Genomic DNA, 25,362 nt, shown 5'->3' on the forward strand with positions numbered 1-25,362 from the left:
CGTTCACCTCCGACACGGAGGCGGTCGCGTACCGGGGGGTCCGATCGCACCGGACGTGAGGGGACGACCAAGTGGGGGGCCATGGGGTTGTTCGAAGCTGCCGGTTCACGGGTGATGACGTCACCCGCCGGGACAGCCAAGCTGGAGCGCACGCCGCAGCGGCGCGAGGAGGAAAGGCACCGATCCACCGAACAGCGGCTCTTACAGGTGGCGTTGGCCGCCGACCTCCTCGGTGCGCTGGTGCCGATGGGGGCGGTCTGCGCCGCGACCAGGCAACCGCAACCGCTGCTCGTCGCGGCGCTCGCCGGCGCCGCCTGGCTGGCCGTTGGAGCGGCAAAGAATCGTTACTCCAGGGATGAGCTGGGCGGCAGCGGTGCGGTGCTGCCGATCCTGCTGGACTGGCTGACCGTCCTGGGCGTGCTGGCCGTCATCTGCGTCGTGGCACGGATCGACGTCTCCACCGAGATCTGTGTGCTCGCGCTGGTGCCGGGGCTGGCGCTGACGGTGCTGCGGCGCAAGCTCGTACACCGCTATCTGCAGGGCGTGCGCCGCCGCGCACAGGCGCTGCGCCGGGTGCTGCTCATCGGGGAACCCGGCGCCGTCGACCTGGTGTTGGAGGAGCTGGCGCACCGCACCGATCACGAGTACGTGGTCGTGGGGGGCTGCCTGGTCGGCGAGGAGGACACGGACTCGGCGCTGCCGGTGCCGGCCCGGCTGACCTTCGACGGGGACGGGCCGGACGGCGCGCGGGACGGCGAGACCGTGCTGCGGTGTGCGGCCGAACTCGAAGCGGATCTGGTCTTCGTGGCGCCCGGCCGCCGGATGTCCGCCGCGCGGGTGCGCCGGCTGGCCTGGGCACTGCACGACGAGGGACGGGATCTGGCCATACTTCCGGGGCTGATCGACGTGTCCCGGCACCGGGTCCGGCTGACGAAGGCCGCCGGACTGACGGTGATGCACATAGACCCGGCGGCACGACGGGGGCTGCCGGTACTGCTGAAGCAGACCACGGACCGGGTGGGGGCGCTGCTGTTACTGGTGCTGCTCGCGCCGTTGTTCGCCGTGGTGGCGGCGGCGATCCGGCTCACCTCGGCCGGCCCGGTCTTCTACTGGCAGATCCGGGTCGGCCGCGATCTGCGGCCGTTCCGGATGTGGAAGTTCCGCACGATGGTCGTCACCGCCGACCGGATGCGGGCCGCGCTGGAGTCGGCGAACGAGCACGACGGGGCGATGTTCAAGATCCGGCGGGATCCCCGGGTGACCCGGGTGGGCCGGGTGCTGCGCCGGCTCTCGCTGGACGAACTCCCCCAGCTCTTCAACGTCCTGGCGGGCCACATGTCCCTGGTGGGGCCGCGGCCGCCACTGCCCGAGGAAGTGGAGCGGTACGACGGGACGGAGCTGCGCCGGCTGTCCGTCAAACCGGGGCTGACCGGCCTGTGGCAGGTCAGCGGGCGGTCCGATCTCTCCTGGGACGAGACCGTGCGGCTGGACCTGAGTTACGTGGACAACTGGTCCTACGGCCGGGACATCGGCGTGCTGGCCCGTACGGTGCGCGCGGTGCTGGACGGCCGCGGTGCGTACTGAGCGGGTCGGCCGGCCCGGGTGTGCGGCCGGTGTGGGCGCTCGTGGGAGCGCCCGCCGTGCGCACACCCGGGGCCCGGCGGCGTCCTCACGCCCGGGCCGGCTGCGACCGCCAGGCGGCGTAGGTCGCGGCGATGCCGTCCGCGAGCGGGACGGTCGGCGACCAGCCCAGGGCGCGCATCGTGCTGATGTCGAGGAGCTTGCGCGGGGTGCCGTCGGGGCGGGACGGATCGAAGGAGAGCCGTCCCTCATAGCCCACGACGGAGGCGACGCAGGAGGCGAGTTCGGCGATGGTGAGGTCCTCGCCGCAGCCGACGTTGACCGGGTCCTCGCCGTCGTGGCGGCGCAGCAGCACTTCGCAGGCCGCGGCCAGGTCGTCGACGTGCAGGAATTCGCGCCGGGGGGTGCCGGTGCCCCAGAGGGTGACCTCGGGCAGGGCCTGCTCCTTCGCCTCGTGGAAGCGGCGGATCAGTGCGGGCAGGACGTGCGAGGTCTCCAGGTCGAAGTTGTCGCCGGGGCCGTAGAGGTTGGTCGGCATGGCGGAGATGAAGGAGGAGCCGTACTGCCGGCGGTAGGAGCGGATCTGCACCAGGCCGGCGATCTTGGCTATCGCATACGCCTCGTTGGTGGGCTCCAGCGGCCCGCTGAGCAGGGCGTCCTCGGTGATGGGCTGGGGGGCGTGCTTGGGGTAGATGCAGCTCGATCCGAGGAACAGCAGCCGGCGCACGCCTGCCTGGTGGGCTCCGGCGATGACGCTGAGCTGGATGCTCAGGTTGTCCTCCAGAAACTGCACCGGCTGGGTGCTGTTGGCCATGATCCCGCCGACCTTGGCGGCCGCCAGGACGACGGCGTCGGGCCGGGCCACGCGCAGCCAGTCCGCGGTGGCGGCGGCATCGCGCAGGTCGAGTGCGGTGCGGGGGCGGGTGAGTACGTCGTAGCCCTGAGCGGACAGTCGCCGGGCGACGGCGGAGCCGACCAGGCCCCGGTGGCCGGCGACGAAGACCCGGGCGGGCGGGGGCAGCAAGTCATCCATGGCCCGGATTGTGGCAGTGGAACCGATACACCCACCGGCCATTTCAGGAAATAACTACGTTTCTCGTGGGGGGAAGCCATGACCAAAACCGCCGTGATCACCGGTATCACCGGCCAGGACGGTTCGTATCTCGCGGAACTGCTGTTGGGTAAGGGCTATGAAGTGCACGGGCTGATGAGACGCTCGTCGAGCTTCAACACCGAGCGCATAGACCACATCTACCAGGACCCGCACACCCCGGGGCGCCGGCTGCTGCTGCACCACGTCGACCTGTCCGACGGGGTGGCGCTGGTGAACCTGCTGCGCGACGTGCAGCCGGACGAGGTCTACAACCTCGGCGCGCAGTCCCATGTCCGGGTCTCCTTCGACGCCCCGCTGTACACCGGCGACGTCACCGGGCTGGGTGCGCTGCGGCTGCTGGAGGCCATCCGCGCCAGTGGCGTGCGGACCCGGCTGTACCAGGCGTCGTCCTCGGAGATGTTCGGCTCCACCCCGCCGCCGCAGAACGAGTCGACGCCCTTCCATCCCCGCAGCCCCTACGGCTGCGCCAAGGTCATGGCCTACTGGTCCACCGTCAACTACCGCGAGGCGTACGGGTTGTTCGGGGTGAACGGGATCCTCTTCAACCACGAGAGCCCGCGCCGCGGCGAGACCTTCGTCACCCGGAAGATCACCCGCGCGGTGGCCCGTATCCAGGCCGGTCTGCAGCAGCACCTCTACCTCGGCAATCTGGACGCCGTCCGCGACTGGGGCTACGCGCCCGAGTACGTGGAGGCCATGTGGCTGATGCTCCAGCGTGACGAGCCCGACGACTACGTGGTGGCGACCGGGGTGGCCGCGACCGTGCGCGACTTCCTGCACGCCGCGTTCGACTGCGTGGGGCTGGACTGGGAGCGCAGCGTCCGCTTCGACCCCAAGTACGAGCGGCCCAGTGAGGTGGACGCGCTGATCGGCGATCCGTCCAAGGCGAAGCGGCTGCTGGACTGGTCGCCGAAGGTGCAGTACGACGAGCTGGCGCGGATCATGGTCGAGTCCGACATACGGCAGCTGGAGGACGAACTCTCCGGCCACCGGGTGCGGGTGGACCGATGACCACGGCCGCCACCGCCCGTCGGCTGCGCGGCTTCACCGGCGCCGGCTACGACAAGGGCCGCGGTCTGCTGACCCAGGCACTCTGGTTCGCCGTGCTCAACCTGTTCTTCGTGAAGTGGTGGTTCCCGCCGCGGCTTCGTCCCGCGGTGCTGCGGGCGTTCGGCGCGCGGGTCGGTGACCGGGTGCTGATCCGGCACCGGGTGCGGGTGCAGTGGCCGTGGAAGCTCACCATCGGCGACGACGTCTGGGTGGGCGAGGACGCCTGGCTGATCACTCTGGAGCCGATCACGATCGGCCATGACGTCTGTGTGTCCCAGGGCGCCGTGCTGTGCACCGGCAGCCATCAACGCCGGTCCCCCACCTTCGAGTTCGACAACGGGCCGATCCGTCTGGAGCCCGGCGCGTGGGTGGCGGCCCGTGCCATGGTGCTGCGCGGGGTCACCGTCGGTGCCGGCGCGGTGGTCGGTGCGGGCGCGGTCGCCCACCGCGACGTGCCCGCGGGGGCCGTGCACACCACCGGAGGTGCCCGGTGAGGATCAGCCATGTCGTGACCCTGGTGAGCGACGACGGGGCGTACGGCGGGCCGGTGAGCGTGGCCACCGGGCAGCTCGCCGAACTGGCCGCGCGTGGGCACGAGGTCGAGCTGATCGCGCTGTGGCGCGGCCGGGGCGGCCCGCCGCGCACCGTGGACGGGGTGCCGCTGCGGGCCCGCACCGCGCACACGCTCGTCCCCGGGCAGGGGTTCCTCGGCCTGTTCCACCCGGGGCTGCTGCCGCTGCTGTGGCGCGCCGCGGGCCGGTCCGGCGCCCTGCATCTGCACGCCGGCCGCGACCTGGTGTCGCTGGCCGCGCTCGCCGTCGCCGTACTGCGCCGCCGGCCGTTCGTGGTGCAGACGCACGGCATGGTCCAGCCGCGGTCGTCGGCCGTGGCCCGGCTCTTCGACCGGGTCTATGTGCCGCTGCTGCGCCGGGCGGCCGCGGCGCTGGTGCTCACGGACGAGGAGGAGGCCGGGCTGCGGCGGGTGCTGGGGCCGCGCGGGCCGCGGCTGGTCAGGCTGCACAACGGGGTGCGGCCGGGGGCGACCGAGGCGGCGGTGCGGGTGCCGGCCGAGGTGCTGTTCCTGGCCCGGCTGCAGGCCCGTAAACGGCCCGAGGCGTTCGTGCGGATGGCGGCGCTGGTGCACCGCAAGCGCCCCGAGGTGGCGTTCCCCGTGTACGGCGCGGACGAGGGACGGCTCGGTGCGGTCCGGCAGCTGATCGCCGAGGAGGGGCTCGGGGAGGTGGTGACGTACGGCGGTGCGCTGGACCACGCGGCCGCGGTGGAGCGGACCGCGCGGGCGGCGGTGTACGTGCTGCCGAGCGTCGAGGAGCCCTTCCCGATGAGTGTGCTGGAGGCCCTGGCCGTCGGCACTCCGGTGGTCTGCACGGACCGCTGCGGGATCGCCGGCGCGCTCCGGCGTCGCGGAGCGGCGCTGGTGACCGACGGTTCGCCGGAGCAGCTGGCCGATGCGGTGCTGCGGCTGCTGGAGGACGAGGCGTTGCGGGAGCGGGTGGTGCGGGCCGGCCGCGCGGCGCTGGACGAGGAGTTCTCGCTCGCCGCGGTGGCCGACCGGCTGGAGGAGCACTACCGGTCGCTCGCGGGAGGCGGATGAGCCGGGTGGCGGCGGGGCCCCGGCCCCGCCGCCGATACCTCACGTCCCCGTGCCTAACGGCCGCCGACCCGGCCGTCCGTGGCCAGCCGCAGCAGGGCGGTGATCCGCGCCAGTCCGGCCCGGCTGCTGAGCCGTTCCTCGGCGTACCGGGGACCGCGGGCGCCCAGCCCGGCGGCCCTTACGGGGTCCTCCGCGAGCGCGCGGACCTCGGCCAGCAGTGCCTGGGGGTCCTCAGGGGCGATGACGGTCCCGGCGCCCGAGCGGAGGACCTCCTGGGCGGTGCCGCCTTCGGCCGCGACCGAGGCGATCACCGGCCGGCCGGCCATGAAGTACGAGGTCAGCTTGGACGGCAGGCTCATGTCGAGCACGGACGCCTTCTGCGTCACGGCGAGCGCATCGGCGGCCGCGAGTACCTCGGGGAACTCCTCGGCGTCGGCCGGCGGGAGGAAGGACAGCGCGCGGACGCCGTCGCCCAGCCGTTGCAGCGCGGCGCGCTGGTTGCCGTCCCCCATGAGCACGATCCGTACCGGAGCGGCTTCGCGGTCGGCGAGCCGGGCGGCCTCGACCAGCACCTCCAGCCCTTGTTTGAGGCCCATGTTGCCGGCGTGCAGCAGCACGGTCTCGTCGGCCGCCCAGCCCAGCCGGGCCCGGGTCCGCTCCCGGTCGCCGCGCGGGCCCGTGACGTGCGTCCAGTTGGGCACCACGTGGATGCGCCCGCGGGGCACCCCCATCGCCGTGACCCGGGCCACGAAGGACTCGTGCACCACCCCGACGACGGCGGCTCCGCGCAGGACGCGTGCCTCGACGGCTCCGGCCAGGGCCGCGGCCCGGCCCCCGCCCTGGATGCCGCTCTGCTCGGCGGCCGCGCCCATCAGGTCCTGGACGACAACGACGTGCGGCACCCCGGCCCGCCGCGCCAGCCGGCCGCCCAGCACTCCGCCGGCCAGGGTGGGCATCTGGGTGAGCACCACATCGGGCCGGACGGGCGGCGGCGCCAGCAGGCCGTGCGCGAGGATGCTCGCCTCGAACAGCGCCCGGCGGGCGGCGGTCTGCACCGCCGGCACGGTGTGCCACCGGCGGTGCACGGTCACCCCGCCGCGGTGCTCCCGCATCCGCCGGTGGCCGCGGTAGCCCTCCGCCACCCGCCAGGACGGGTAGTGCGGCAGGCCCGCGAGGACGTGGGTGTCGGCCCCGGACGCGGCGAGGTGCTCGGCGATCTGCGTCGAGTACGGCCCTATGCCGGTGTGCTCGGGTGCGTAGTTGGTCGAGACGACCAGCACGCACCGCCCGTCGAACGAGTCTTCCACGGATGCCCCCCTCAGGCTGTGCGGGTCATCGTAGAAGCGGTCAGGGCATCCCGGACTGTGAATTGGGTTGCGATTGTGTCCCGAAGCCACTCTTGTCATCCGATGTCGCTTAGATTGTGGGCCGCTGACGGGGAGTTGGGGGTGGTGGGCCGGTGAGGGCGGGGCGTCGGACGGCCGGTGGGCCCGGGCGTGCGGTGGCCGCGCTGGGCTGCTGGGCGTTGTTGCTGGTGGTGTTGCTGCCGCTGCTGGTGCTGCGGTCGCTGGACGCCCGCTTCGGTGCCGCGCTCGCCGTCCAGTGCGTGGTGGTGGTGCACACCGGCGCGGCGCTGGCGCGGGTCCTGACGGACGTCCGGGCCCGGCTGATCGCCTTCGGATTCTGGCTGTTCTCGTACGTGTGGCTGGGACTTGCGCCGCTGGCGATGCTCGCCACGGACGCGTATCCGCGCGGGTTCGTGGTCGATGCGCACACCGCGTTCGTCTCAACGGCCCTGGTGGAGACGGGACTTCTGGCGTACAGCGCGGGGTCGGCGGTGGCGGCGTGGCGGGCCGGCCGCGGGTCCGCGGTCCTCGAACCGGTGCTCGCGCGGCGGCTGGCGCCCGGGCGGGTGCTGCTGCTGTGCGGGGCGGCGCTGTTGCTGGCGGTGGTGCTGATCCCGCAGCAGGGCGGGCTGTCGGCGTTCTTCCTCAGCCGGCAGGCGGCCAACGAGGCGGCGGCGCTCGCCGAGCCGTCGGGGTCGGCGGACCGGGCGATGTCGGCCTGGCTGTTGTCGGTGCCGGCGTTCTGGGCGCTGGTGGCGCTGGTGCACGTGCCGCGGTTCCAGGCCGGCGACCGGATTCTGCGCGGGTTGCGCCGGCTGCTGCTGCCACTGCTGGCCGCGGTCAACGTGGTCGTCAACAATCCCATCAGCCAGCCGCGGTTCTGGGCCGGGACGGTGCTGCTGGCGCTGGTCTTCGGCGCGTCGTGGCTGCGCGGGCCGCGGGCGTTCCGGGTCGGCGCTGCGGCGGTGGCGGCCGTGGTGCTGGTGGTGTTCCCGTACAGCGACTACTTCCGTTACGACAAGCGGGAGCCGGTCCGCATCGTCTCGCTCGCCGAGCAGTTCACGTCCAACGGGGACTACGACGCGTTCCAGCAGATCGAGACGGGGGTGGACTACGTCCGCACCCATGGCTTCACGCCGACGGCCGCGCTCGGGCCGCCGCTGTTCTTCGTGCCGCGCGCGGCGTGGCCCGGCAAGCCGGACGACGCGGGCATCCTGCTCGCCCGGCACGCGGGGTACTCCTTCGAGAACCTCTCCGCGCCGCTGTGGATCGAGTCGTACATGTGGGCCGGGTTCCCGTCGGTCGTCGCGGTCTTCGGTCTGATCGGCGCGGTGGGGCGGCGGATCGACGGGCTGCGGCACCGGCTGCGGCGGCATCGGGGCACGCTCGCGGCGCTGCTGGTCCCGGCGTTCGGGTTCTACCAACTGGTGTTGCTGCGCGGCAGCCTGATGGCGATCGTCGGGCCGCTCGCGCTGCTGGTGTGCATCCCGCTACTGATCACCCGCAAGCCGGGGCGCCCGTCCCCGCCCGCGGCCGCGCCGGAGCCGGTGGCCCCGGCGGACCGCACCGCACCGTCGCTATGCACAGGAGGAACACGTACGTGAGCGTCTTCGACGAGCCCGCGGAGGAACCGGACCAGATCCGTGATCAGTTGCGCCGGCTCTTCCGGTACCGGGCGTTCATACTGCTCGGCCTGGTGCTGGGTCTGCTCGGTGGCGGTGCGGTGTTCGTGCTCGCCGGCCCGACCTATACGGCGACGGGTGAGGTGGTGGTGCATGCGATCAGCACCGCGCCGTTCGAGGCCGGCGGGATCTCGGCGGACAAGCAGATCAGCATGGGCACCGAGCGGCAGATCGCGCAGAGCGCGTCGGTGGCGGCCGGTGCGGCCAAGGCCCTGCGGGAGCGAACGGATCCGGCCGTTCTGCAGCGCGATCTGCGGGTGAGCAATCCGCCGGAGACCCAGACCCTGCTGTTCGAGTACAGCGCGGATTCGGCGGACCGGGCGTCCGCACTGGTCAATGCGTTCGTGCACGCCTACCTGACGTACCGTCAGGATGCCGCGGCGCAGCGGATCGAGACCACGGTCGGCAAGCTCGGCGACGAGCTGAAGCCGCTCATGGCGCAGCGCAAGGTGCTGGACCGGCGGATCGCGGACGCGAGCGGCGGTGCGGGGCGGGCCGCCGACGAGTCCGAGCGCAGGGACCTGGTGTCGCAGATCGCGGATCTGCAGGGGCGGATCTCCAGTCTGAAGTCCCTGGACACCACGGCGGGCGACATCGTGCGCAAGGGTGATCCGCCGGCCTTCCCGTCCAGCCCCGGCCTGGCGATGCTGCTGCTCGCCGGTGCGGTGGGGGGCCTGGTACTGGGGATCCTGGCGGCGTGGGTGCGGTCGGTGCTGGAGCCGCGGGTGCGGTCGGTGGCGGACGTCCAGGACAACCTGCGGGCTCCGGTGCTGGGCATACTGCCGCGGCGGCGGGGTGGCGAGCAGGTCCTGGAGGTGGGCCGGTCCGGTCACGGCAACCGCGCGGAGGCCTATCGCACCATCGCGTTCCGGCTGATGCACGACCTGCGGTTCTCCGGCACGGACAGCCTGCTGATCGTCTCCCCGCGGGAGAACGCGGAGGCACTCTCGGTCGCGGTCAATCTGGCCGGCGCGTTCGCCGAGATCGGCAACGACATCCTGCTGGTGGAGGCGGATCTGCGGACGCCGCAACTCGCCCAGCGGCTGCCGCTGCGGCCCGGTCACGGCCGGCCGGTCCCGGGCAGCTGGGCGGAGGGCGAACGACTCGCGGTGGAGGCGGGGGTGGACGGCCGGTTCGAGCTGCTGCCCGGCCGTGAAGTGCCCAATCCTGCCCGGGTGTTGTCCTCGCCGCAGTTCGCACGGTTGCTCAACGCGCCGTCGGGCCCGGACGAGCGGGTCGTGGTGGTCACCGGGCCGCTGCTCTCGCACGCGGACGGGCTGGCCGTCGCCAAGCAGGGCGCCGGCGTGGTCGTGGTCTGTGACCTCAACGAAGTGCGCCGGGACGATCTGGACCGGGTGTGGGAGCTGATCACCGGGGCGGGCGGGCACATTCTGGGTGCCGTGCTGGACAAGGGACGCCGCGGTCCGTCGCTGCGCCGGCTGACGGACGGCGGCCCGACCCGCCGCAAGCGCGGCTCGCACCAGCCCCGGACGACCGTGGTGGCACCGTCCGTCCGGCCCGGTCCGCCGGCACCGCGCACCGGCCCGGTGGGGGCGGACGGCGCGTCCGCCGATGCCCGGCCGCTGCGCGGGTGACCGACGTCCGCCCGGCGGGCCCGGGCAGCGGGACGACGACAACGGGCGTCCAGCACAAAGGAGTTGAGGGCGGCGGCGTACGGACGACGGCGCGCGGGAGTCTGTTCGCGCTGGCCGGTTCGGCGGCGAACGCGGTGTTCGGGTTCCTGCTCGTGGCCGTCGTCACGCAGGGGCTCGGGGCCCGCGGCGCCGGTGCGGTCTTCACCGCGGTCGCGGCCTTCACGATCCTCAGCAACGCCCTGAAGCTGGGGGCCGACACCGCGCTGGTCCGTTTCGTCTCCCAGGACCTGGAGCTGACCGGTGGGGCCGGGGTGCCGGGGCTGCTGCGGACCGCCGTGCTGCCGGCGCTGGTGGCGAGCGGGGCCGGGGCCGCGGTGCTGCTGTTCTCCCCCGGGCTCGCCGGCCGGCTGCTGCCCGAACTGGACCCGGGGCAGGCCGGTGCCGTGCTCCGGCTGTGTGCGGTGTTCCTACCGGTGACGACGGTGACGCTGGTGCTGCTCGGTGCCACCCGGGGGTACGGCTCGGTGGTGCCGTTCGTGGGCGTGGAGCAGATCGGCAAGCCGGTGCTGCGGGTGCTCCTGGCGGTGCCACTGGTGCTGTGGATGCCGAGCGTGTCCGGCGTCTGGGCGGCCTGGCTGCTGCCCGGGGTGCTCGGCGCGGTGGCGGCCGGGATCTCGCTGCGGCGATCCCGGCGTACCCATCCCGGTACCGGCCGACCGCCGCCGCGGGCCCGGGAGTTCTGGGCGTTCGCCGGACCGCGCGCGGTGTCGTCGCTGTTCGACATCGCCGCGGTGTGGATCGGCGTGATCCTGCTGTCGATGCTGGGCACGAGCGCGGAGGCCGGCGTCTACACGGCGATCGGGCGGCTGATCACCGCCGGGACGCTGCTGCAGCTGGCGGTCCGGCTGGCGGTGGCGCCGCAGATCAGCCGGCTGCTGGCGGGCGGTGACCGGAGCGCGGCTCAGCGGCTGCACCGGCTGTCGACGCGGTGGATCGCCCTGTTCTCCTGGCCGGTGTTCGTACTGCTCGCGGCGTTTCCGCGCACCGTGCTGTCGGTGTTCGGTACCGGCTTCGCCGACGGTGCGCCGGGGCTGGTGGCACTGGCGGTGGCCGCCCTGGTCAACGTCGGGGTCGGCAACGCCCAGACCGCGCTGCTGATGGCCGGGCGGAGCGTGGGGAACCTGGCGGTGGCGGGGTCCGCGTTCGTGGTCCAGGTGGGCAGCGGGGTGTGGCTGGTGCCGCGGTACGGAGTGCTGGGGGCAGCGGTGTCCTGGGGGCTGGCGATCGTCGTGGACAACGGGGTCTCGGCGCTGCTGGTCCGCCGACGGCTGGGGTTCCGCACCGTGGACCGGGCCTATCTGCTGGCCGCGCTGACCGGGCTCGGGGCGGTGTCGTGCGGGGCGTTCGGCATGCGAGCGGTCTGGGGTGACAGCGTGGCCGGTGCGCTTTTCGCAATAGTTTTGGCAATCGGGGCGTTCGGCGCACTGGTCTGGCGCTATCGTTTGCCGCTGGGGGTAGGGGAGTTCTTCGGTGCGCTGCGCAAGCGCGGTTCGGAAAACTCACGGTGAACGCTCGTAGCAATTCCACACGGAATTCCACTCGTTCGCGCGTCCTGTCCCGACAACATTTCTTGCTCGCGCCATGCTTCCAGGGGGGACCTGTGCGCCAACGAAGCAGACCCATTCATCTCTTCCTCGCGGCCGCGGTGCTCGGCACCGCTTCGACGGCCCTCGCCGCCGGTCCCGCCCAGGCCGACGGCGAGGCCACGCTGACCGCCGATCCGCTGAGCACCTGGCAGACCGACGGCATCGTGTGGTCCCTGGCGTACGCCAAGGGCATCGTCTACGTGGGGGGCCGGTTCGATCACATCCGGCCGCCCGGTGCGGCCCCCGGCGGCGGCGGTGAGCTCGCCCGGAAGAACTTCGCGGCCTTCGACGCCAAGACCGGCCAACCGCTCGCGTGCGCCCCGGCGTTCAGCGGCGGTGAGAACACCATCCGGGCGATGAAGGCCTCGCCCGACGGTTCGCTGATCTACATCGGCGGCTCGTTCGGCAAGGCCGGCCCGGTCGGGCGGTCCAACACCGCCTCGCTCAACACCGCCGACTGCACGATCGGCGACGACTGGAAGCCCACGGTCAGCTCGACCGTGCGCGCTCTGGACGTCACCGACGACGCGGTCTACATCGGCGGCCAGTTCTCCACCGTCCAGGGGCAGACCCGTGAGCGGGTCGCCGCACTGCGTCCGACGGGTGCCCTGCTGCCGTTCAAGGCCACGATCCGGGGCTCGTCGATCCCGAACGACCCGACGCCCGGCGTGAACGCGATCACCGTCGCCCCGAAGCTCAACAAGGTCATCATCGGCGGCCGGTTCACCTCGGTGAACGGCAGTCTGCTGAGCGTGCACGCGCTGGCCGGGCTCGACGCGACCACCGGCAAGGTCGTCAACACCTTCACCGGCTGGATCCCCAGCAGGTCGGCGGTCAAGGCGCTGGTCAACGACGGCACCAACTTCTATCTGGGCGCCGAGGGCACCGGCGGCGGCGTCTTCGACGGGCGGATCGCCGGCCGGCTGTCGGACGGCGGGCAGATCTGGAAGGACACCTGCCTGGGCGCCACCCAGGCCGTGCTGCCGTACAAGGGCGTCCTCTACAGCGGGTCGCATGCGCACAACTGCTCCGACACCCCGGGCGGTTTCCCGGACATCGGCAACCGGCAGCACTTCCTCGCCCAGTCGATCTCGGACAAGACGATCCTGCCGTGGTTCCCGGACACCAACGACGGGATCGGCGAGCAGATCGGCCCGCGCGCGCTGACCATGGCGGACGGGATCCTGTGGGCGGGCGGCGAGTTCACCACCGTCAACGACGCGCCGCAGCAGGGCCTGACGCGGTTCGCGGCGGCTCCGGACACCGGTGCGCCGCAGGTGCCGCTGATGAGCGGGTCGAGCCCGTCGCGCGGGAAGATCACGCTGACCTGGAAGGCCTCGTGGGACCGGGACAACGGCGCGCTGACCTACAAGCTCTACCGGGACGGGGTGTATCTGACCTCGCTCACCAAGGACTCGCGCTACTGGAACCGGCCGGACATGAGCTTCACGGACACCGTGCAGCCCGGCTCGGCGCACCGCTACTCACTGGAGGTCACCGACGGCACCAACGTCTCGGGCCGCAACGGCCCGGTCAACGTCACCGCCAAGAACTGACCGTTCGCCGACTGGGGAGCACATGACGCACCGCGTGGGGTACGCACCCGGGGTCTACGACTTATTCCACATAGGGCATCTGAACATCCTCCGGCATGCGAAGAGCCAGTGCGACTATCTCGTGGCCGGGGTCGTCTCGGACGAAATGGCCGAGCAGGCGAAGGGCACGGCACCGGTCATTCCGCTCACCGAGCGGCTGGAGATCGTGCGCAGCGTCCGGTTCGTGGACGCGGCCTTCGTGGAAACCGTGCCGGACAAACTGGTGACCTGGCAGCAGGTCCGGTTCGACGTCCTCTTCAAGGGCGACGACTGGCGGGGAACGAGCAAGGGCGACAAGCTCGAACGGGATTTCGCGACGGTCGGCGTCGAGGTCATCTATTTCCCCTACACCGTGCACACGTCGAGCACACTGCTGCGCAAGGCGCTCGACGGGCTGGCGAATTCGGCGTAGTGAGGAAGGCCGGCAGAGGTGTGCGGAGGCATTCCCCGGAGTTTTTCCGGGGAATGCCCCGCCGTCTCGTCCCCGGCGTCAGCGGGCGGGTACGGACAGTTCCCGGTACCACTTGACGAGGAACGCCACCATGAAGAGGAGATGGGCGGCGAGCAGCGCGCAGTACGCCACGACGAACAGATCACGGCTGCCGAAGAGCAGGAACGCCGCGCAGAACACGCCGTAGTCGACGGGGAGCAGGGCCACGGCACGCAGGGTGGACACCGGTGCCGCGGCGGGGCGGTCCGCGCCGTTCCGCAGCCGCTCGGCGCGCTTGAGCTGGTCGGTGAGGATTCCGCCGAAGAAGACCATCACCGCGGCGAATTGGAAGGCCACCGGCAGCAGCAGGAACACCGGGTCGGAGAATCCGAAGTGACGGTAGAAGGCGATGAGTACGGCCATGTGGACGGCGAGCATCTTCGCGCAGTCGACCACATGGTCCAGCCACTCCCCCGCGGCGCTGCCGGCCCCGGTCAAGCGGGCGAGCTGACCGTCGGCCGAATCCAGCGCGAAACCCAGCACCAGTGCCACGACGATTCCGAGCGCCGCGGCGGGCGAGGGCCGGAGCGCCGCGATCAGCACCACTCCGGCGAAGGTCACGGCCGCGCTGATGAGCGTGACCTGATTGGGCGTGAGTTTCAGGCAGTAGCCCGCCGCGGCCAGTATCCGGCCGGCCGGCCGGTTCACATAGCGCGAATACAGGGACACCCCCTTCGCGGATTTCTGGGCCGCCGACAGTTCCCTGAGCGCATATCCGAACTGACTCATGTCCCCCCCACTCGATGAAATGGACCCCCCGGAGGAGCACATCATGGCAGGCAGGACCTCTCCGTCAAATGGTGGTGCCGGCCGCCGGACGGTGCTGGCGGGTACGGCCGCCGCGCTCGCGGCCGCCCTGGCCGGCTGCGACGCCGCGCCCTCCGGGCAGCCGTCCGACGACGCCCCGCAGGGGCCGCTGGTCACGGGCCGCAAGCCCAAGGGCAAGGACGTCATCGACGTGGTGGCGGACTGCGGCGCCAAGGGGGACGGCCGCACCGACGACAGCCGTGCGTTCGCCCGGGCCTACGCCTACGCGGCCGGCCGGGTCTGGGACCACATCGGCCGGACCGTGATCGACATTCCGGCCGGGACGTACCTGATCCGGTCACCGCATGCGCTGCTCAACGCGCCGGCCGGCAAGCTCAAGGCGAACGGCCTGCGGTTCCGCGGGGCCGGGAAGCGGATGACGCAGCTGATCTTCGCGCCGTCCCGGTCCGAGGACGCCTATCTGTGCCGCAACGAGGACGGCTGGGCGAATGTGATGTTCGAGCAGATCGCCTTCCGCTCCGCCACGCCCGGTGCCTCGTTCTTCTACTCGTTCTCGACCGGCCAGGCCCAGGACTACCGCTTCTCCGAGTGTGAGTGGACCGGTGAGTGGACCTACGGGCTGGCCCTCGACGGCAGCAACACCAACTCCGAGATGCGCTGGGACGCGTGCCGGGTGGGCGGCTCCTACCGCAAGGCGTTCCTCTACTCCGGGCTGTCGCAGAAGTCGCCGGACCGGTCGCAGCAGGACCAGTTCCTCAACTACTGGTTCACCGACATGAAGGTCGAGTACTCCTGGGGGAATTTCCTGGAGTTCCCCTACGGGGGCTCGGTCACCTGCCGCGGCGGTTCGTACATCATCACCGGCCGCCGCCCCGGCGACTCCCCCGACTACGGTCGGACCAGCACCTTCTTCCGTTTCCCGCGCGGCCCGCACCACGACTCCGTCCAGCGCTTCCACGCCGAGGACATCCGCTTCGAGGTGCGCGGCCCGGACACCGTCGTGATCGACTGCGCCTGGGACAGCGGCACGGTGCACTTCAACGACTGCGACGACACCGCCCACTCCTTCAAGCCGTTCGCGGAGACGAGCCGCCCGCACCGCTACCGCATCGGCCCCCGGGGCCCGTTGGTGCGTTACGACTCGTGCCAGCTGTCCGGGAAGCACTTCTACGAGGAGGACGCCGGCGGCGGCCCGAAGGCCCGCTACGACATGTGCCTGCTGCGCAACCACTCCGCGCAGGACTTCATCGAGGGCGCGGGCGGGCGGGTGTCGTTCGTCGACTGTCTGGGGACCTGAGCCGCCCGCGGGCGAAAACGCGCTTTCGGTGCGGAGTGCGGACAGGCACGATCACCGCATGCAGATCCTGTCCTTCCCGGAAGCGGACACTCCCGCAGCACTGCGCGCGCAGGTCCTGGACCTCCAGCGCCAGGCCTGGCCCCCGGCCGAGCCCTCCCCCGGCCCACACCCCACCCTCACCCACGATCCGGCGCTGCATCCCCGCTCGATGCTGCTCGTCGACGACGACGGCACCGTGGTGGCGGCGCTGGACGTACTGTCCAAGCCGTTGGTGCACGCGGGCCGGCGCTACCGGGCGGGCGGACTGAGCACGGTCGTGACCCGGTCCGCCGTACGCGGCAGGGGATACGGCCGGCGGCTGGTGGCCGCCGCCCGTACGGCCATGGGCGATGCGGGCCTGGATCTGGGCGTGTTCACCTGCGACCGGCCCCTCGAACCGTTCTACCGGAGCGCGGGCTGGCGGCTGCTGCCCGGCACCCACCTCATCGGCGGCACTCCGCAGTGCCCCCTCTCCAGCGACCGGCCTCCCTTCGACAAGGTCACCATGGCCGCCTTCTTCTCCGCCGAGGCCCGGCGGCACCACGCCGCGTTCCGGCATACCCGTCTCGCGCTGTATCCGGGGACGATCGACCGGCTCTGGTGAGGCGTCGGCGGGCGTGGTCCGGGCAGCAGTTGCCTCCCGCGGTCGTGGGATCCGACGATCCTTCACCGGCGGGCGGATTAACGCAGGGTGACCAGGGTAGGAACGATCCGCAACCGAAGAGGCTGACGGAACAGCAGGTCAGGGCCATGCTCTTGACTTGCGCTGCGATGGACGCACGAGAGGAGTGACTCTCCGTGTAGGGCACACGGAATGGCCGGCGGACGACGGCCGGCGGACCGGAGACGTGCGCGGGAGGACGATGTGGCGGCCCGGTGGCACGTCTCGAGGACGACACGAACGAGGTGATCCTGTTGAGCAGCACCACGGCCCGGCACCACGGCACGACGCCGTCGGCCCCCTCGCCGTCGGCACAGGTGACGACGCTGGCCAGGCGGCCCAGGGCGGCCGCCACGGCGCGCGACGTCACCCGGAAGTTCCTGGCGGGCCTGCGGCCCCCGGTGGACGACGGCGCCGCCGACGCGGTGGTGCTCGTGGTCTGCGAGCTCGTCACCAACTCCGTACGGCACGCGGCCGGTTCCTCGTGTTCGCTGCGGCTGGCCGTCTGCGGCGACGCGCTCGCGGTGGGCGTGACCGACGCGTCCTGCCGTCCGCCCGTGGGACGGGCGCCCGATGTCGACGGCGACACCGGGGGGTTCGGCTGGCCGATGGTCCAGCGGCTCGCGATCGCCACGTCGGTGTGCCTGACGGACCAGGGCAAGACGGTGCACGCACTGATCCCGTGCCGCCGGCGGGCCCGGTGAGTGCCCACCCGTGAACACCCGCGGTGCTCTTGCCTACCCCGGCTGCGGGGTCCGGCGGAGGGTCAGCGCGAGGGTGTCGTCGGAGTGCAGGATGACCGCGTGCATGTCCTCCGCCAGGGCACCGGGGATCTCCCTTATCGGGCGGTGCCGGTGCTGTAACACGCTCTCGATCAGCCGCTGTTCGCCCTCCAGCGGGTCCCGGCGGCTCTCGGTGAGGCCGTCGGTGTAGAGCACCAGCAGGTCCTGCTCGTCCAGCCGGGCGCGCAGCAGCCGTTCGCTACCGGGCAGCGGGAAGCCCACGCCGCGGCCGCGTACCTCCAGGAATTCCGCGGTCCCGTCGTGGCGGACCACCAGCGCCGGCGGGTGGCTGCCGTTGGCCAGGTGCAGTTCGCCGGTGGCGGGGTGGAGCCGGGCGAGCAGGACCGTGGCCATCAGATCGGGGTCGAAGGGGGTGAGGATCTCGTGGGCGCGCGCCACGATCGATTCCAGGGGGTGGCCTTCGAGGGCCAGGGTGCGAACCGCGTGGGTGACGTTGAGCGCGCTGCGGGTGCTGCGCACGCCGTGGCCGAGGGCGTCGACGATGGTGATGTGCACGGTGCCGTCCGGGAGCAGGAACCAGTCGTAGAGGTCTCCGCCGGTGGGGGCGTCGGTGCCGGCCGGTGCGTAGTGGACGGCGAGCTCCAGGCCGTCGAGGGTGAGCGGCGGTGGCCGCAGGGCGTCCTCGAGTTCGCGCAGCGTCTGGCCGTGGGCGTTGCGGAGCCGCTCGTCGCGCTCTTCGAGCTGGACGTAGAGGGCCAGCACCCCGGTGTTGGTCTCCTCCAGTTCCTCGGTCAGCCGGCGCTTTTCGGCCACGAGGGCGTCCACCCGGCCCAGGGCCGCCCGCAGTTCCTCCTCCAGCGCGGCGGTCTCGGTCGTCGCGGTGTCCGCGGCGCCGTGCGGGCGGTGCGCTGCCGGCCCGCCGCCGGTCTCGGAGAGCGGGACGCGCCAGGTCAGTGCCCCGTCGGGGCCGGTGCGGGCCGGCAGCGGGGAGTGCCCGGCGCGCGGGGGGCGGGTGGCGTCCGGGGTGCGGAGGGTGAGGACGAGCGCGGGCGCGCCGCGCCGGCCCCGGCCGACCTCGCGGGTGACCTCCAGGGTCACCGCCTGGCCGGCATCGAGCGCGGCACCGGCCGATTCGCTCACGGCGAGCACCAGACGCGCCCGGGTCTCGACGGGCAGCGCACTGGATTCGGCCAGCCCGCGGACGGCCTGCTGGAGCGCCGGGAGGGTGTGGAGTACGCGTGGGGTCACAAGGGTCTCTGATAGCGGTTGGCGGCAAGGACGGTCGCGTCGTCCCTGGTACGGCGGTGGCCGTGGGCCAGGGCGGCCACGAGCAGGGGCGGCGGCAGGCGCAGCAGGAACGGCGGCGGGGTGCGGGTCCAGCGGTGGTCCAGGCCGTCGGTCTGCAGCACGGCGGTGGCCCCGTCCTCCATGGGCAGCTCCCGGGGGTGGGCGCGGGGCAGGTTCAGGCCGGCCACGCCGGGCTGCCCGGTGAGCTGGTGGTGGACGCCGTCAGGGGTGACCACCAGGGCGCGGACGTTGCCGACCCCGCAGTACTCGGCGCGGTCCGGGTGCAGCCGCAGCAGTCCGGCGGCGGCGCCGCGGGTGTGGCGCAGGGCGCGGTGGACGGCATGCAGGATGTCGGGCAGCGGGGCGTGCGGCTCGCGCTGGAAGGTGCGTACCGCGAGCTGGGCGGCCTCGGCGGCCTGCGGGCCGTGGCCCAGTCCGTCGACGACGAGGGCGGTGCGGGCGTCCGGCCCGTCGGCGACGGCGCAGGCGTCACCGCTGAACCGTTCGCCGGCGGCCGGGAGGCAGACCGCCCCGAGGCCGTGCAGGTCGGTGGCGAGGCGGGCGGACGGGGTGAGCCGGGCGCAGGCGAAGGTCCCGTCGGTCGCGGCACTGCGGATCGTGAAGGTGGTGGCGATCCGGCCGACCGCGCCCAGGCCCGCGCCGAGGGTGTCGGTGGTGGTGTAGCCGTCGGCCAGGCACCGCCCGAGCTCCGGCATGCCCGGCCCGCGGTCGGCGGCGAGGATCTCCACGCCGTCGCCGAGCGGGGTCCGCTGGACGTACAGGGCGCCGTTGACCGCGTGTTTGGCGAGGTTGCTGCCCAGTTCGGAGGCGAGGACGGCGGCCTGGTCGGGCAGCGGTGCGGGCAGCGCGCCGTCCCGGGCCAGCGCGCGGGCGGTCTCCGCGGCGACGTGGACGGCGCTGTAGTGGTCGATGGGGACGCACGCCGTGGGCGGCGGGGCGGTCATCGTACGGCCCACCGTGTGGCCGTCACGGTCGTCCCGCCGCCCACCTCGGTGCGGATGTCGAATTCGTCCATCAACCGCCGGGCGCCGCCCAGGCCGTGTCCGAGGCCGTTGCCGGTGGTGTAGCCGTCGGCGAGCGCGGTGGGGACGTCGTCGATGCCGGGGCCGTCGTCGGTGACGGTCAGCCGCAGACCGACCGCGTCCCGCCGGGTCGGGTAGTCGATGGTGAGGGCTCCCCCGCCGCCGTGGACGTAGGCGTTGCGGGCGAGTTCGCTGGCGGCGGTGACGACCCTGGTCTGGTCGACGATGCTGAAGCCGGCGCGGCGGGTGGCGGCCCGCACGGCATGACGGACCGTCAGCAGGTCCTGTTCGCTGCGCACGGCGTACGTGACCGGCCGGGCGGCGGCCTCGCCGTTGGCCGCGCGGCGTTCCGCGTCCCCGAGCACGGTCGTGCCCCCGGACTCACCGGCGCCGGTCATGGCGTACCTCTCCGGGTGGCGCCGGGCTCTGGTGCCAGCCCAGGGCCGCCATGCCCTGTTCCGCGTTGAGGGCGGTTTCCACCCCGGTCAGCTGCAGTCCCAACTCGGCGAGCGTGATGGCCACCGGCGGGCGCATGCCGGCCACGATGACCCGGGCGCCCAACAGGCGGGCGGTGGTGGTGAGTTCCATCAGCGTGCGGGCGACGAAGGAGTCGATGATCTCCAGCCGGGAGATGTCGATCAGCACCCCGCGGGCTCCCTCGGTGGCGATCCGCTCCATGAGCTCGCTGGTGAAGCGCAGGGCGGCCTCGTCGTCGAGCTCGTTGAGGAGCCCGGTGACCAGGACGTCCCCGAGGCGCAGGATCGGCACTCCGGTGGCGGGCGGGCTGCTCATCGCTCCGTCCCCGGTCCGGTCAGGGCCGGCGCGGCGTCGGTGAGCCGGATCGCGGTGGCCAGTGCGTCGGCGAGGGTGGCGCGGGTGAGGATGGTGGACAGGTCGATGCCGAGCTGGGCGATGGTCTGGGCGATCGGCGGCCGGATCCCGCTGATCACGCAGTCCGAGCCCATCAGCCGTACCGCGTTGACGGTCTGCATCAGGTGCTGGGCCACGGCCGTGTCGACCGTGGGCACGCCGGTGATGTCGATGATGGCGACCAGCGCCTCGTGCTCCTGGATGGCCTCCAGGAGGTTCTCCATCACGACCTGGGTGCGGGCGGTGTCCAGGGTGCCGATCAGGGGGACGGCGAGCACCTGGCGCCACAACCGCACCACGGGCGTGGAGACTTCGAGCAGCTGCCGGCTCTGCCTGCGGATGATCTCTTCCCGGCCGTCGACGTAGGTCTCGAAGGACAGTGCGCCGGCGGTGTCCAGCAGACGGTTCGTGAGGACGGAGGCGGCGAAGAGCTCGTCGCCGTCCCGGGTCTGCCGCTGTACGGCCTCCATCAGCGCTTCCTTCAGCGCCATCACCGCGAGCGAGGTCACGGTGGGGGTCACGCCGTTGCGGGCCCGGCGCAGCGAGAGGTCGGACACCGCCTGCCGCAGCGCCTGGTGGCCGGTGAAGACCCGGTCCACCGGGAGGTCGCCCTCCAGACCGGCGAGCAGGGCGCCGAGCAGTGCGTCGGCCTCCTCGCGCAGTGCGCTCTCGCCGACCCCGTCCCCCGAGGCCGCCCGGGCCAGCTGCAACTGCACCCAGCGGTCGGCGATGTCGTCGGCCTCCGTGCGCAACGCCCCCGCGATGCGCTCCCGTGCTGCCGCCTCGGTGGTACGCAAACCCCAATCCTTTCTGACGATTTACCAGGGCGGTGCCGCCCCGGTCGTTCCGCGCGAGCCGCCCCCGGCCGCTCGCGATCTTCCTCGCCGCCGGCAATGCTACCGAGGCGGTCACGTATCAGGATGCCCAGTTCGAGGCGGTCCGATCAGGAAGAGTGCGGGCCGACCGGTGCGCGGGCAGGAATTCGTCCTGGCTTGGCCGCCCTCAGCCCGGGCCGCCCAGCAGGTCCCCGATCGCGGCGATACCGGCCGTGATCGCGCGCTCACCGAGATCGCCGAAACCGAGGACCAGTTGGGCGGGTGCGGTGGCGCCCGTCGAGCGGCAGGCGCTCATGCCGTGCAGGCCGACGGACCGGGTACGGGCGGCGGCGATCACGGTCTGCTCGTCGGTCTCGGGTGCGAGGTGGGCGACGGCGTGGAAGCCCGCTGCCAGGCCGGTCACCGCGACGCCGGGGGCATGAGTGGCCAGCGCCGCCACCAGGGCGTCCCGGCGGGCCGCGTAGACCGTCCGCATCCGGCGCAACTGCCGGTCGTACCTGCCGGACTCGATCAGCTTCGCCAGAGCCAGCTGGTCGAGCGTCGGGGAACCGCGGTCGGCCAGTTGCTTGAGCGCGCTGACGGGTTCGGCCAGGGCGGGCGGGCAGAGGAGCCAGCCGAGGCGCAGCGCCGGGGCGAGGGACTTGCTGACGGTGCCGATGGCCAGGACCCGGTCGGCCGCGAGTCCCTGCAACGACCCGACCGGCTCCCGGTCGTAGCGGAATTCCGCGTCGTAGTCGTCCTCGATGACGAAGCCGTCCCGGCGCTCCGCCCAGTCGAGCACGGCCAGCCGCCGCTCGGGGGCGAGGACCACTCCGGTCGGCCACTGGTGGGCGGGCGTGACCACGACGGCCCGGGCGTCGGTGGCGGCCAGCGCCGCGACGTCGATGCCCTGCTCGTCCACCGGTACGGGCACCGCCGACAGGCCGGCCGCGGCCGCGGCCGCGGTGAGGGTGGCCGGTGAGCCGGGGTCCTCGTGGGCGACGGTGCGGATGCCGGCCCGTGCCAGGGCGCGCAGGGCCAGGCCGAGGCCCTGGGCGTAGCCGGAGCAGATCACGAGCCGTTCGGGGGCGGCCGCGCCGGCCCGTACCCGGCGCAGATAGCCCGCGAGGACGTCGCGGAGCACGGCGCTGCCGCGCGGGTCGCCGTAGTCGAGTTCCGCGGTGGGCAGGGTGCGCCCCGCCTCGCGCATCGCCCACAGCCAGTCGCCGAGCGGAAAGGACCGGAGGTCGGGGACGCCCCAGCGGAAGTCGGCGAGCAGGCGCGGGGGTTCGGGGTGGGACGGCGGGGCCGGCGACGGTGGTACGCAGGCGCCGGCGGCGACCCTGGTGGCGGAGCCGACCCGGGTCACGAGGTAGCCCTCGGCCTGGAGCTGGGCGTAGCAGTCCTGCACCAGGCCGCGGGACAGGCCGGCCTCGTGGGCGAGTTGGCGGGAGGAGGGCAGCCGTTCGCCGACCTGGAGCCGGCCGGTGCGGATGGCGTCCCGCAGTTGGCGTTCCACCTGGGAGCGCAGCGGTTCGCCGCTGTTCCGGTCGACGGCTACCAGGAGATCGGGCGACAGACCGGACCACTGTGGCGGCACGGAATTGGAGCTTACCGGGGGTCCACCCGGACTTTAGCGTCGCCCCATGACCACATCGATGGACCCCCGTTGCCCGGACAACACGGCCGGTGTGCGGCCGCGGCTGGTGACCCGCGCGCTGCTGCTGCGCTTCGTGAGCATGGTCGGTGCCTCCGCGAGCTTCTTCCTGCTGTTGCCGGTCGTGCCGCGGTACGCCGAGGCGTCCGGCGGGGGCAGCGGGGCGCCGGGCCTGGCCACCGGAACGCTGATGCTGGCCACGGTCCTGGGGGAGTTGGCCACTCCCTGCCTGGTGGGCCGCTTCGGCTACCGGGTGGTACTGGGCGGTGGCCTGTTCCTCCTGGGGGCACCCGCGCTGGTACTGCCCCTCTCGGGCGGAATGGCGGGGATCGTCGTCGTCTGTTTCCTGCGCGGGCTGGGGTTCGCGGCGGCCGTCGTCGCGGGTGGCGCGCTGACCGCCTCGCTCATACCGGCCGCGCGCCGCGGGGAGGGGCTGGCGCTGGTCGGCGTCGTCTCGGCGGTGCCGTCGCTGTGCGGCCTGCCGTTGGGCGTGTGGCTGGTGGCGCAGGTGGGGTACGGCCCGGTCGCGGTGGCCGCCGGGCTGGTCGCGCTGGTGTCGGTCGCCGCGGTGCCCGGACTGCCCGACCGGGAGGTGACGGCGGGGCCGTCGGTGGGTGTGGTCGCCGGGCTGCGCGACGGGGCGCTGCTGCGGCCCGCGGCGGTCTTCGGGACCACCGCGCTCGCGGCCGGGATCATCGTGACGTTCCTGCCGCTCGCCGTGGCGTCCGGCTCGGCCGGCGTGGTCGCGGTGGCGCTGTTCGTCCAGCCGCTCGCCGCGGTCGTCGCGCGCTGGGTCGCCGGCAGGTACGGCGACCGGCACGGGCCCTCCCGGCTGGTGCTGCCCGGTCTGCTGCTGTCCGCCGCCGGAACGCTCGGCCTCGCGCTGACGGACAGCCCGGTCGCCGTGCTCGCCGGTGTCGCCGTCTTCGGCACCGGATTCGGCATCGCGCAGAACGCCACCCTGACGCTGATGTTCGCCCGCGTGCCCGCTTCCGGTTACGGCACGGTGAGCGCGCTGTGGAACGTCGCGTACGACGCGGGCATGGGCGTGGGCGCGGCCGGCTTCGGGGTGCTCGCCGGGTGGACGGGCTATCCGGCGGCCTTCGCGATCACCGCCGTCCTGATGCTGGCAGCGCTCGTCCCGGCCCGGCGCGACCGCACCGCCGGGCCGCGCCACGGCGGTTGACGGTGCGTCCGCGCGAGGTCCGGTGCGTCAGCTCTCCTGCCACCTGCGGCCGGTCCCGCGGAACAGCGCCGGGTAGACGCCCAGGTAGCGGAAGGGCTTGATGGCCGCCATGTAGAGGGTGCCGAACGGCCCGTTGGGCTTGACGAGGACGGCCATCTGCCCGCGGTAGCCGTCGGCTCCGTCCGGGACCCAGCCGATGTGCATCACCGCCCGCACGGTCCGGTTGGCGATCTCGGCCACCCACTCGTCGTGCGTCAGGTAGACGGAGGTCAACGGCACCGCGCGGAGGTCGGGTCCCCGCGGGCCGTCGCGGAGGTCGGCCGGCAGCCGGTCCCGCAGCGTCCACTTCCGGCTGCCGGGACCGGCGACCGGCTTGTCCCACCCGAAGAGGTGTCCGAGCGCCCACCGCGCGGCGAAGAGGGCCCGCGGTACGAGGGAGAAGTGGTGGGCCCCGCGTTCGGGTGCACCGCCGCTGAACTGGCGCACCAGGCGCGCGAGATCGTCCGGACCGCCGGGCGTGGGGAGCGCCCACACGTCCTCGACCTGGAAGTCCCCGGCGATCTCATGGATGCGCCAGGGACGGGAGGTGTGCGCGGTGCTGGGGAGTCTCATGGCCGGCCCCTATCTATACGGTGGCGTATAGATCTAGGCTAGCACCGGTCTATACGGCTTCGTATAGACCGGGCGAGAAGTGAGAGGAGACGCAGCATGGGCGTGACCCGCACGCCGCGCGGCAAGTGGATCGAGGAAGGACTGCGCGCGCTCTCCGCGGGCGGCCCCGAAGCCGTCCGGATCGAGGCCTTGGCACAGGCCCTCGGCGTCAGCAAGGGCGGCTTCTACGGGTACTTCAGCAATCGGGAGGCCCTGCTCACCGAAATGCTCGACGCCTGGGAGCGCGCGGTCACCGATGAGGTGATCGAGCAGGTCGAGAGCGGAGGCGGGGACGCCAGGGCCAAGCTGGAGCGGCTGTTCGCGATCGCCTCGTCGTCCACGGAGGGGCCGCTGCGGGGCACCGCGGCCGACCTCGCGGTCCGCGACTGGGCCCGGCGCGACGAGGCCGTCGCCCGGCGGCTGCGGCGCGTCGACAACCGGCGCATGGCGTACCTGCGTTCGCTGTTCGGCCCGCTCTGCGCCGACGAGGACGAGGTCGAGGTACGCAGCCTGCTCGCCTTCTCGCTGCGGATCGGCAACCACTTCATCGCCGCCGACCACGGCCCGCGCAGCCGCGCGGAGGTGATGGGGATGACCGCGAAATGGCTGCTGCGGTAGCCGCCCCTTTGGACGA

General features: G+C 72.8%; 24 protein-coding genes. 14 read left to right on the top strand and 10 right to left on the bottom strand.

Annotated elements, in window-relative coordinates; all coding sequences use genetic code 11:
* The first annotated feature begins 246 nt into the window (after nt 1-246).
* The gene (locus tag V2J85_RS02125) at nt 247-1,584 is read left to right on the top strand and encodes a sugar transferase (protein WP_419836739.1); all 1,338 of its coding nucleotides are present in this window, start codon (nt 247-249) and stop codon (nt 1,582-1,584) included.
* A gap of 85 nt (nt 1,585-1,669) precedes the next feature.
* Here the strand turns inward: V2J85_RS02125 and V2J85_RS02130 are convergent, their stop codons facing one another.
* A complete protein-coding gene (locus tag V2J85_RS02130; RefSeq protein WP_261953399.1) occupies nt 1,670-2,614 on the bottom strand; it encodes a GDP-L-fucose synthase family protein in 945 nt (314 codons plus the stop codon).
* Between the two features lie 78 nt (nt 2,615-2,692).
* On the opposite strand from V2J85_RS02130, the gene gmd reads away from it, so the two are divergent.
* From gmd to V2J85_RS02145, 3 genes are read left to right on the top strand one after another with little or no spacing between them, the layout of a single operon-like run.
* Nucleotides 2,693-3,706 carry a GDP-mannose 4,6-dehydratase gene (gmd, locus tag V2J85_RS02135; protein WP_261953398.1) on the top strand — a complete coding sequence of 338 codons (1,014 nt, stop codon included), beginning with the start codon at nt 2,693-2,695 and terminating at the stop codon, nt 3,704-3,706.
* Nucleotides 3,703-4,239, top strand: coding sequence for a DapH/DapD/GlmU-related protein (locus V2J85_RS02140; RefSeq protein WP_330820464.1), 537 nt, complete (start codon nt 3,703-3,705; stop codon nt 4,237-4,239). Before gmd ends, V2J85_RS02140 begins: the two co-directional genes overlap by 4 nt.
* A 14-nt stretch (nt 4,240-4,253) precedes the next feature.
* Nucleotides 4,254-5,357, top strand: a complete 1,104-nt coding sequence (locus V2J85_RS02145) for a glycosyltransferase (RefSeq protein ID WP_330820465.1) — start codon at nt 4,254-4,256, stop codon at nt 5,355-5,357.
* Between the two features lie 53 nt (nt 5,358-5,410).
* Here V2J85_RS02145 and V2J85_RS02150 read toward each other — a convergent pair whose 3' ends face one another.
* A complete protein-coding gene (locus V2J85_RS02150; RefSeq protein WP_330820466.1) occupies nt 5,411-6,664 on the bottom strand; it encodes a glycosyltransferase in 1,254 nt (417 codons plus the stop codon).
* A gap of 152 nt (nt 6,665-6,816) precedes the next feature.
* On the opposite strand from V2J85_RS02150, the gene V2J85_RS02155 reads away from it, so the two are divergent.
* From V2J85_RS02155 to V2J85_RS02175, 5 genes are all read left to right on the top strand, one after another.
* Entirely contained in the window at nt 6,817-8,307 is a 1,491-nt protein-coding gene (locus tag V2J85_RS02155) for a hypothetical protein (RefSeq protein ID WP_261953394.1), read from the top strand.
* Nucleotides 8,304-9,980: a polysaccharide biosynthesis tyrosine autokinase gene (locus tag V2J85_RS02160; RefSeq protein ID WP_261953393.1), complete on the top strand. Its 1,677-nt coding sequence runs from the start codon at nt 8,304-8,306 to the stop codon at nt 9,978-9,980. The genes V2J85_RS02155 and V2J85_RS02160 overlap by 4 nt, the downstream gene beginning before the upstream one ends.
* Nucleotides 9,977-11,548 (top strand): oligosaccharide flippase family protein, encoded by a 1,572-nt coding sequence (locus tag V2J85_RS02165; protein ID WP_330820467.1) that lies wholly within the window; start codon nt 9,977-9,979, stop codon nt 11,546-11,548. The genes V2J85_RS02160 and V2J85_RS02165 overlap by 4 nt, the downstream gene beginning before the upstream one ends.
* A 92-nt stretch (nt 11,549-11,640) precedes the next feature.
* Nucleotides 11,641-13,182 (top strand): fibronectin type III domain-containing protein, encoded by a 1,542-nt coding sequence (locus tag V2J85_RS02170; RefSeq protein WP_261953391.1) that lies wholly within the window; start codon nt 11,641-11,643, stop codon nt 13,180-13,182.
* Between the two features lie 22 nt (nt 13,183-13,204).
* Nucleotides 13,205-13,633, top strand: a complete 429-nt coding sequence (locus tag V2J85_RS02175) for an FAD synthase family protein (protein ID WP_261953390.1) — start codon at nt 13,205-13,207, stop codon at nt 13,631-13,633.
* Between the two features lie 78 nt (nt 13,634-13,711).
* On the opposite strand, the gene V2J85_RS02180 is transcribed toward V2J85_RS02175, so the two are convergent.
* Nucleotides 13,712-14,440 carry a CDP-alcohol phosphatidyltransferase family protein gene (locus V2J85_RS02180; protein ID WP_261953389.1) on the bottom strand — a complete coding sequence of 243 codons (729 nt, stop codon included), beginning with the start codon at nt 14,438-14,440 and terminating at the stop codon, nt 13,712-13,714.
* A gap of 43 nt (nt 14,441-14,483) precedes the next feature.
* Here V2J85_RS02180 and V2J85_RS02185 point away from each other — a divergent pair, with 43 nt between their 5' ends.
* The 3 genes from V2J85_RS02185 to V2J85_RS02195 all read left to right on the top strand — a co-directional run bounded on the left by V2J85_RS02185 (nt 14,484) and on the right by V2J85_RS02195 (nt 17,180).
* The gene (locus V2J85_RS02185) at nt 14,484-15,776 is read left to right on the top strand and encodes a glycoside hydrolase family 55 protein (RefSeq protein ID WP_261953388.1); all 1,293 of its coding nucleotides are present in this window, start codon (nt 14,484-14,486) and stop codon (nt 15,774-15,776) included.
* Between the two features lie 58 nt (nt 15,777-15,834).
* Nucleotides 15,835-16,419, top strand: coding sequence for a GNAT family N-acetyltransferase (locus V2J85_RS02190; RefSeq protein ID WP_330820468.1), 585 nt, complete (start codon nt 15,835-15,837; stop codon nt 16,417-16,419).
* A gap of 311 nt (nt 16,420-16,730) precedes the next feature.
* Complete coding sequence (locus tag V2J85_RS02195; RefSeq protein WP_330820469.1) at nt 16,731-17,180, top strand: ATP-binding protein; 450 nt, start codon at nt 16,731-16,733, stop codon at nt 17,178-17,180.
* 33 nt (nt 17,181-17,213) lie between these two features.
* Here the strand turns inward: V2J85_RS02195 and V2J85_RS02200 are convergent, their stop codons facing one another.
* From V2J85_RS02200 to pdxR, 6 genes are all read right to left on the bottom strand, one after another.
* Nucleotides 17,214-18,467 (bottom strand): PP2C family protein-serine/threonine phosphatase, encoded by a 1,254-nt coding sequence (locus tag V2J85_RS02200; protein WP_261953385.1) that lies wholly within the window; start codon nt 18,465-18,467, stop codon nt 17,214-17,216.
* Nucleotides 18,464-19,471 (bottom strand): SpoIIE family protein phosphatase, encoded by a 1,008-nt coding sequence (locus tag V2J85_RS02205; protein WP_330820470.1) that lies wholly within the window; start codon nt 19,469-19,471, stop codon nt 18,464-18,466. The genes V2J85_RS02200 and V2J85_RS02205 overlap by 4 nt, the downstream gene beginning before the upstream one ends.
* Entirely contained in the window at nt 19,468-19,947 is a 480-nt protein-coding gene (locus tag V2J85_RS02210; RefSeq protein ID WP_261953383.1) for an ATP-binding protein, read from the bottom strand. The genes V2J85_RS02205 and V2J85_RS02210 overlap by 4 nt, the downstream gene beginning before the upstream one ends.
* Entirely contained in the window at nt 19,931-20,341 is a 411-nt protein-coding gene (locus V2J85_RS02215; RefSeq protein WP_261953382.1) for an STAS domain-containing protein, read from the bottom strand. Before V2J85_RS02215 ends, V2J85_RS02210 begins: the two co-directional genes overlap by 17 nt.
* Nucleotides 20,338-21,216 (bottom strand): STAS domain-containing protein, encoded by an 879-nt coding sequence (locus V2J85_RS02220; RefSeq protein WP_261953381.1) that lies wholly within the window; start codon nt 21,214-21,216, stop codon nt 20,338-20,340. The genes V2J85_RS02215 and V2J85_RS02220 overlap by 4 nt, the downstream gene beginning before the upstream one ends.
* A 205-nt stretch (nt 21,217-21,421) precedes the next feature.
* Nucleotides 21,422-22,834: a MocR-like pyridoxine biosynthesis transcription factor PdxR gene (pdxR, locus tag V2J85_RS02225; RefSeq protein ID WP_261953380.1), complete on the bottom strand. Its 1,413-nt coding sequence runs from the start codon at nt 22,832-22,834 to the stop codon at nt 21,422-21,424.
* A gap of 46 nt (nt 22,835-22,880) precedes the next feature.
* On the opposite strand from pdxR, the gene V2J85_RS02230 reads away from it, so the two are divergent.
* A complete protein-coding gene (locus V2J85_RS02230; RefSeq protein WP_330820471.1) occupies nt 22,881-24,077 on the top strand; it encodes an MFS transporter in 1,197 nt (398 codons plus the stop codon).
* 27 nt (nt 24,078-24,104) lie between these two features.
* Here the strand turns inward: V2J85_RS02230 and V2J85_RS02235 are convergent, their stop codons facing one another.
* Nucleotides 24,105-24,689 carry a DUF2867 domain-containing protein gene (locus V2J85_RS02235; protein ID WP_261953378.1) on the bottom strand — a complete coding sequence of 195 codons (585 nt, stop codon included), beginning with the start codon at nt 24,687-24,689 and terminating at the stop codon, nt 24,105-24,107.
* Between the two features lie 96 nt (nt 24,690-24,785).
* On the opposite strand from V2J85_RS02235, the gene V2J85_RS02240 reads away from it, so the two are divergent.
* On the top strand, nt 24,786-25,346 hold the full coding sequence (locus V2J85_RS02240) for a TetR/AcrR family transcriptional regulator (RefSeq protein ID WP_330820472.1): 561 nt from the start codon (nt 24,786-24,788) through the stop codon (nt 25,344-25,346).
* Nucleotides 25,347-25,362 lie beyond the last annotated feature (16 nt).

This window comes from Streptomyces bugieae, assembly GCF_036352915.1.
GTDB lineage: Bacteria > Actinomycetota > Actinomycetes > Streptomycetales > Streptomycetaceae > Streptomyces > Streptomyces endophytica.

Excerpts from the sequence above, each read along its gene's own strand:
- V2J85_RS02140 (WP_330820464.1), top strand. The coding sequence starts at position 3,703 with ATGACCACGGCCGCCACCGCCCGTCGGCTGCGCGGCTTCACCGGCGCC.
- V2J85_RS02125 (WP_419836739.1), top strand. The coding sequence starts at position 247 with ATGGGGGCGGTCTGCGCCGCGACCAGGCAACCGCAACCGCTGCTCGTC.
- V2J85_RS02215 (WP_261953382.1), bottom strand. The coding sequence starts at position 20,341 with ATGAGCAGCCCGCCCGCCACCGGAGTGCCGATCCTGCGCCTCGGGGAC.
- V2J85_RS02185 (WP_261953388.1), top strand. The coding sequence starts at position 14,484 with ATGGCAGGCAGGACCTCTCCGTCAAATGGTGGTGCCGGCCGCCGGACG.
- gmd (WP_261953398.1), top strand. The coding sequence starts at position 2,693 with ATGACCAAAACCGCCGTGATCACCGGTATCACCGGCCAGGACGGTTCG.
- V2J85_RS02205 (WP_330820470.1), bottom strand. The coding sequence starts at position 19,471 with ATGACCGCCCCGCCGCCCACGGCGTGCGTCCCCATCGACCACTACAGC.
- V2J85_RS02180 (WP_261953389.1), bottom strand. The coding sequence starts at position 14,440 with ATGAGTCAGTTCGGATATGCGCTCAGGGAACTGTCGGCGGCCCAGAAA.
- V2J85_RS02230 (WP_330820471.1), top strand. The coding sequence starts at position 22,881 with ATGACCACATCGATGGACCCCCGTTGCCCGGACAACACGGCCGGTGTG.
- V2J85_RS02210 (WP_261953383.1), bottom strand. The coding sequence starts at position 19,947 with ATGACCGGCGCCGGTGAGTCCGGGGGCACGACCGTGCTCGGGGACGCG.
- V2J85_RS02190 (WP_330820468.1), top strand. The coding sequence starts at position 15,835 with ATGCAGATCCTGTCCTTCCCGGAAGCGGACACTCCCGCAGCACTGCGC.
- V2J85_RS02130 (WP_261953399.1), bottom strand. The coding sequence starts at position 2,614 with ATGGATGACTTGCTGCCCCCGCCCGCCCGGGTCTTCGTCGCCGGCCAC.
- V2J85_RS02175 (WP_261953390.1), top strand. The coding sequence starts at position 13,205 with ATGACGCACCGCGTGGGGTACGCACCCGGGGTCTACGACTTATTCCAC.
- V2J85_RS02235 (WP_261953378.1), bottom strand. The coding sequence starts at position 24,689 with ATGAGACTCCCCAGCACCGCGCACACCTCCCGTCCCTGGCGCATCCAT.
- V2J85_RS02240 (WP_330820472.1), top strand. The coding sequence starts at position 24,786 with ATGGGCGTGACCCGCACGCCGCGCGGCAAGTGGATCGAGGAAGGACTG.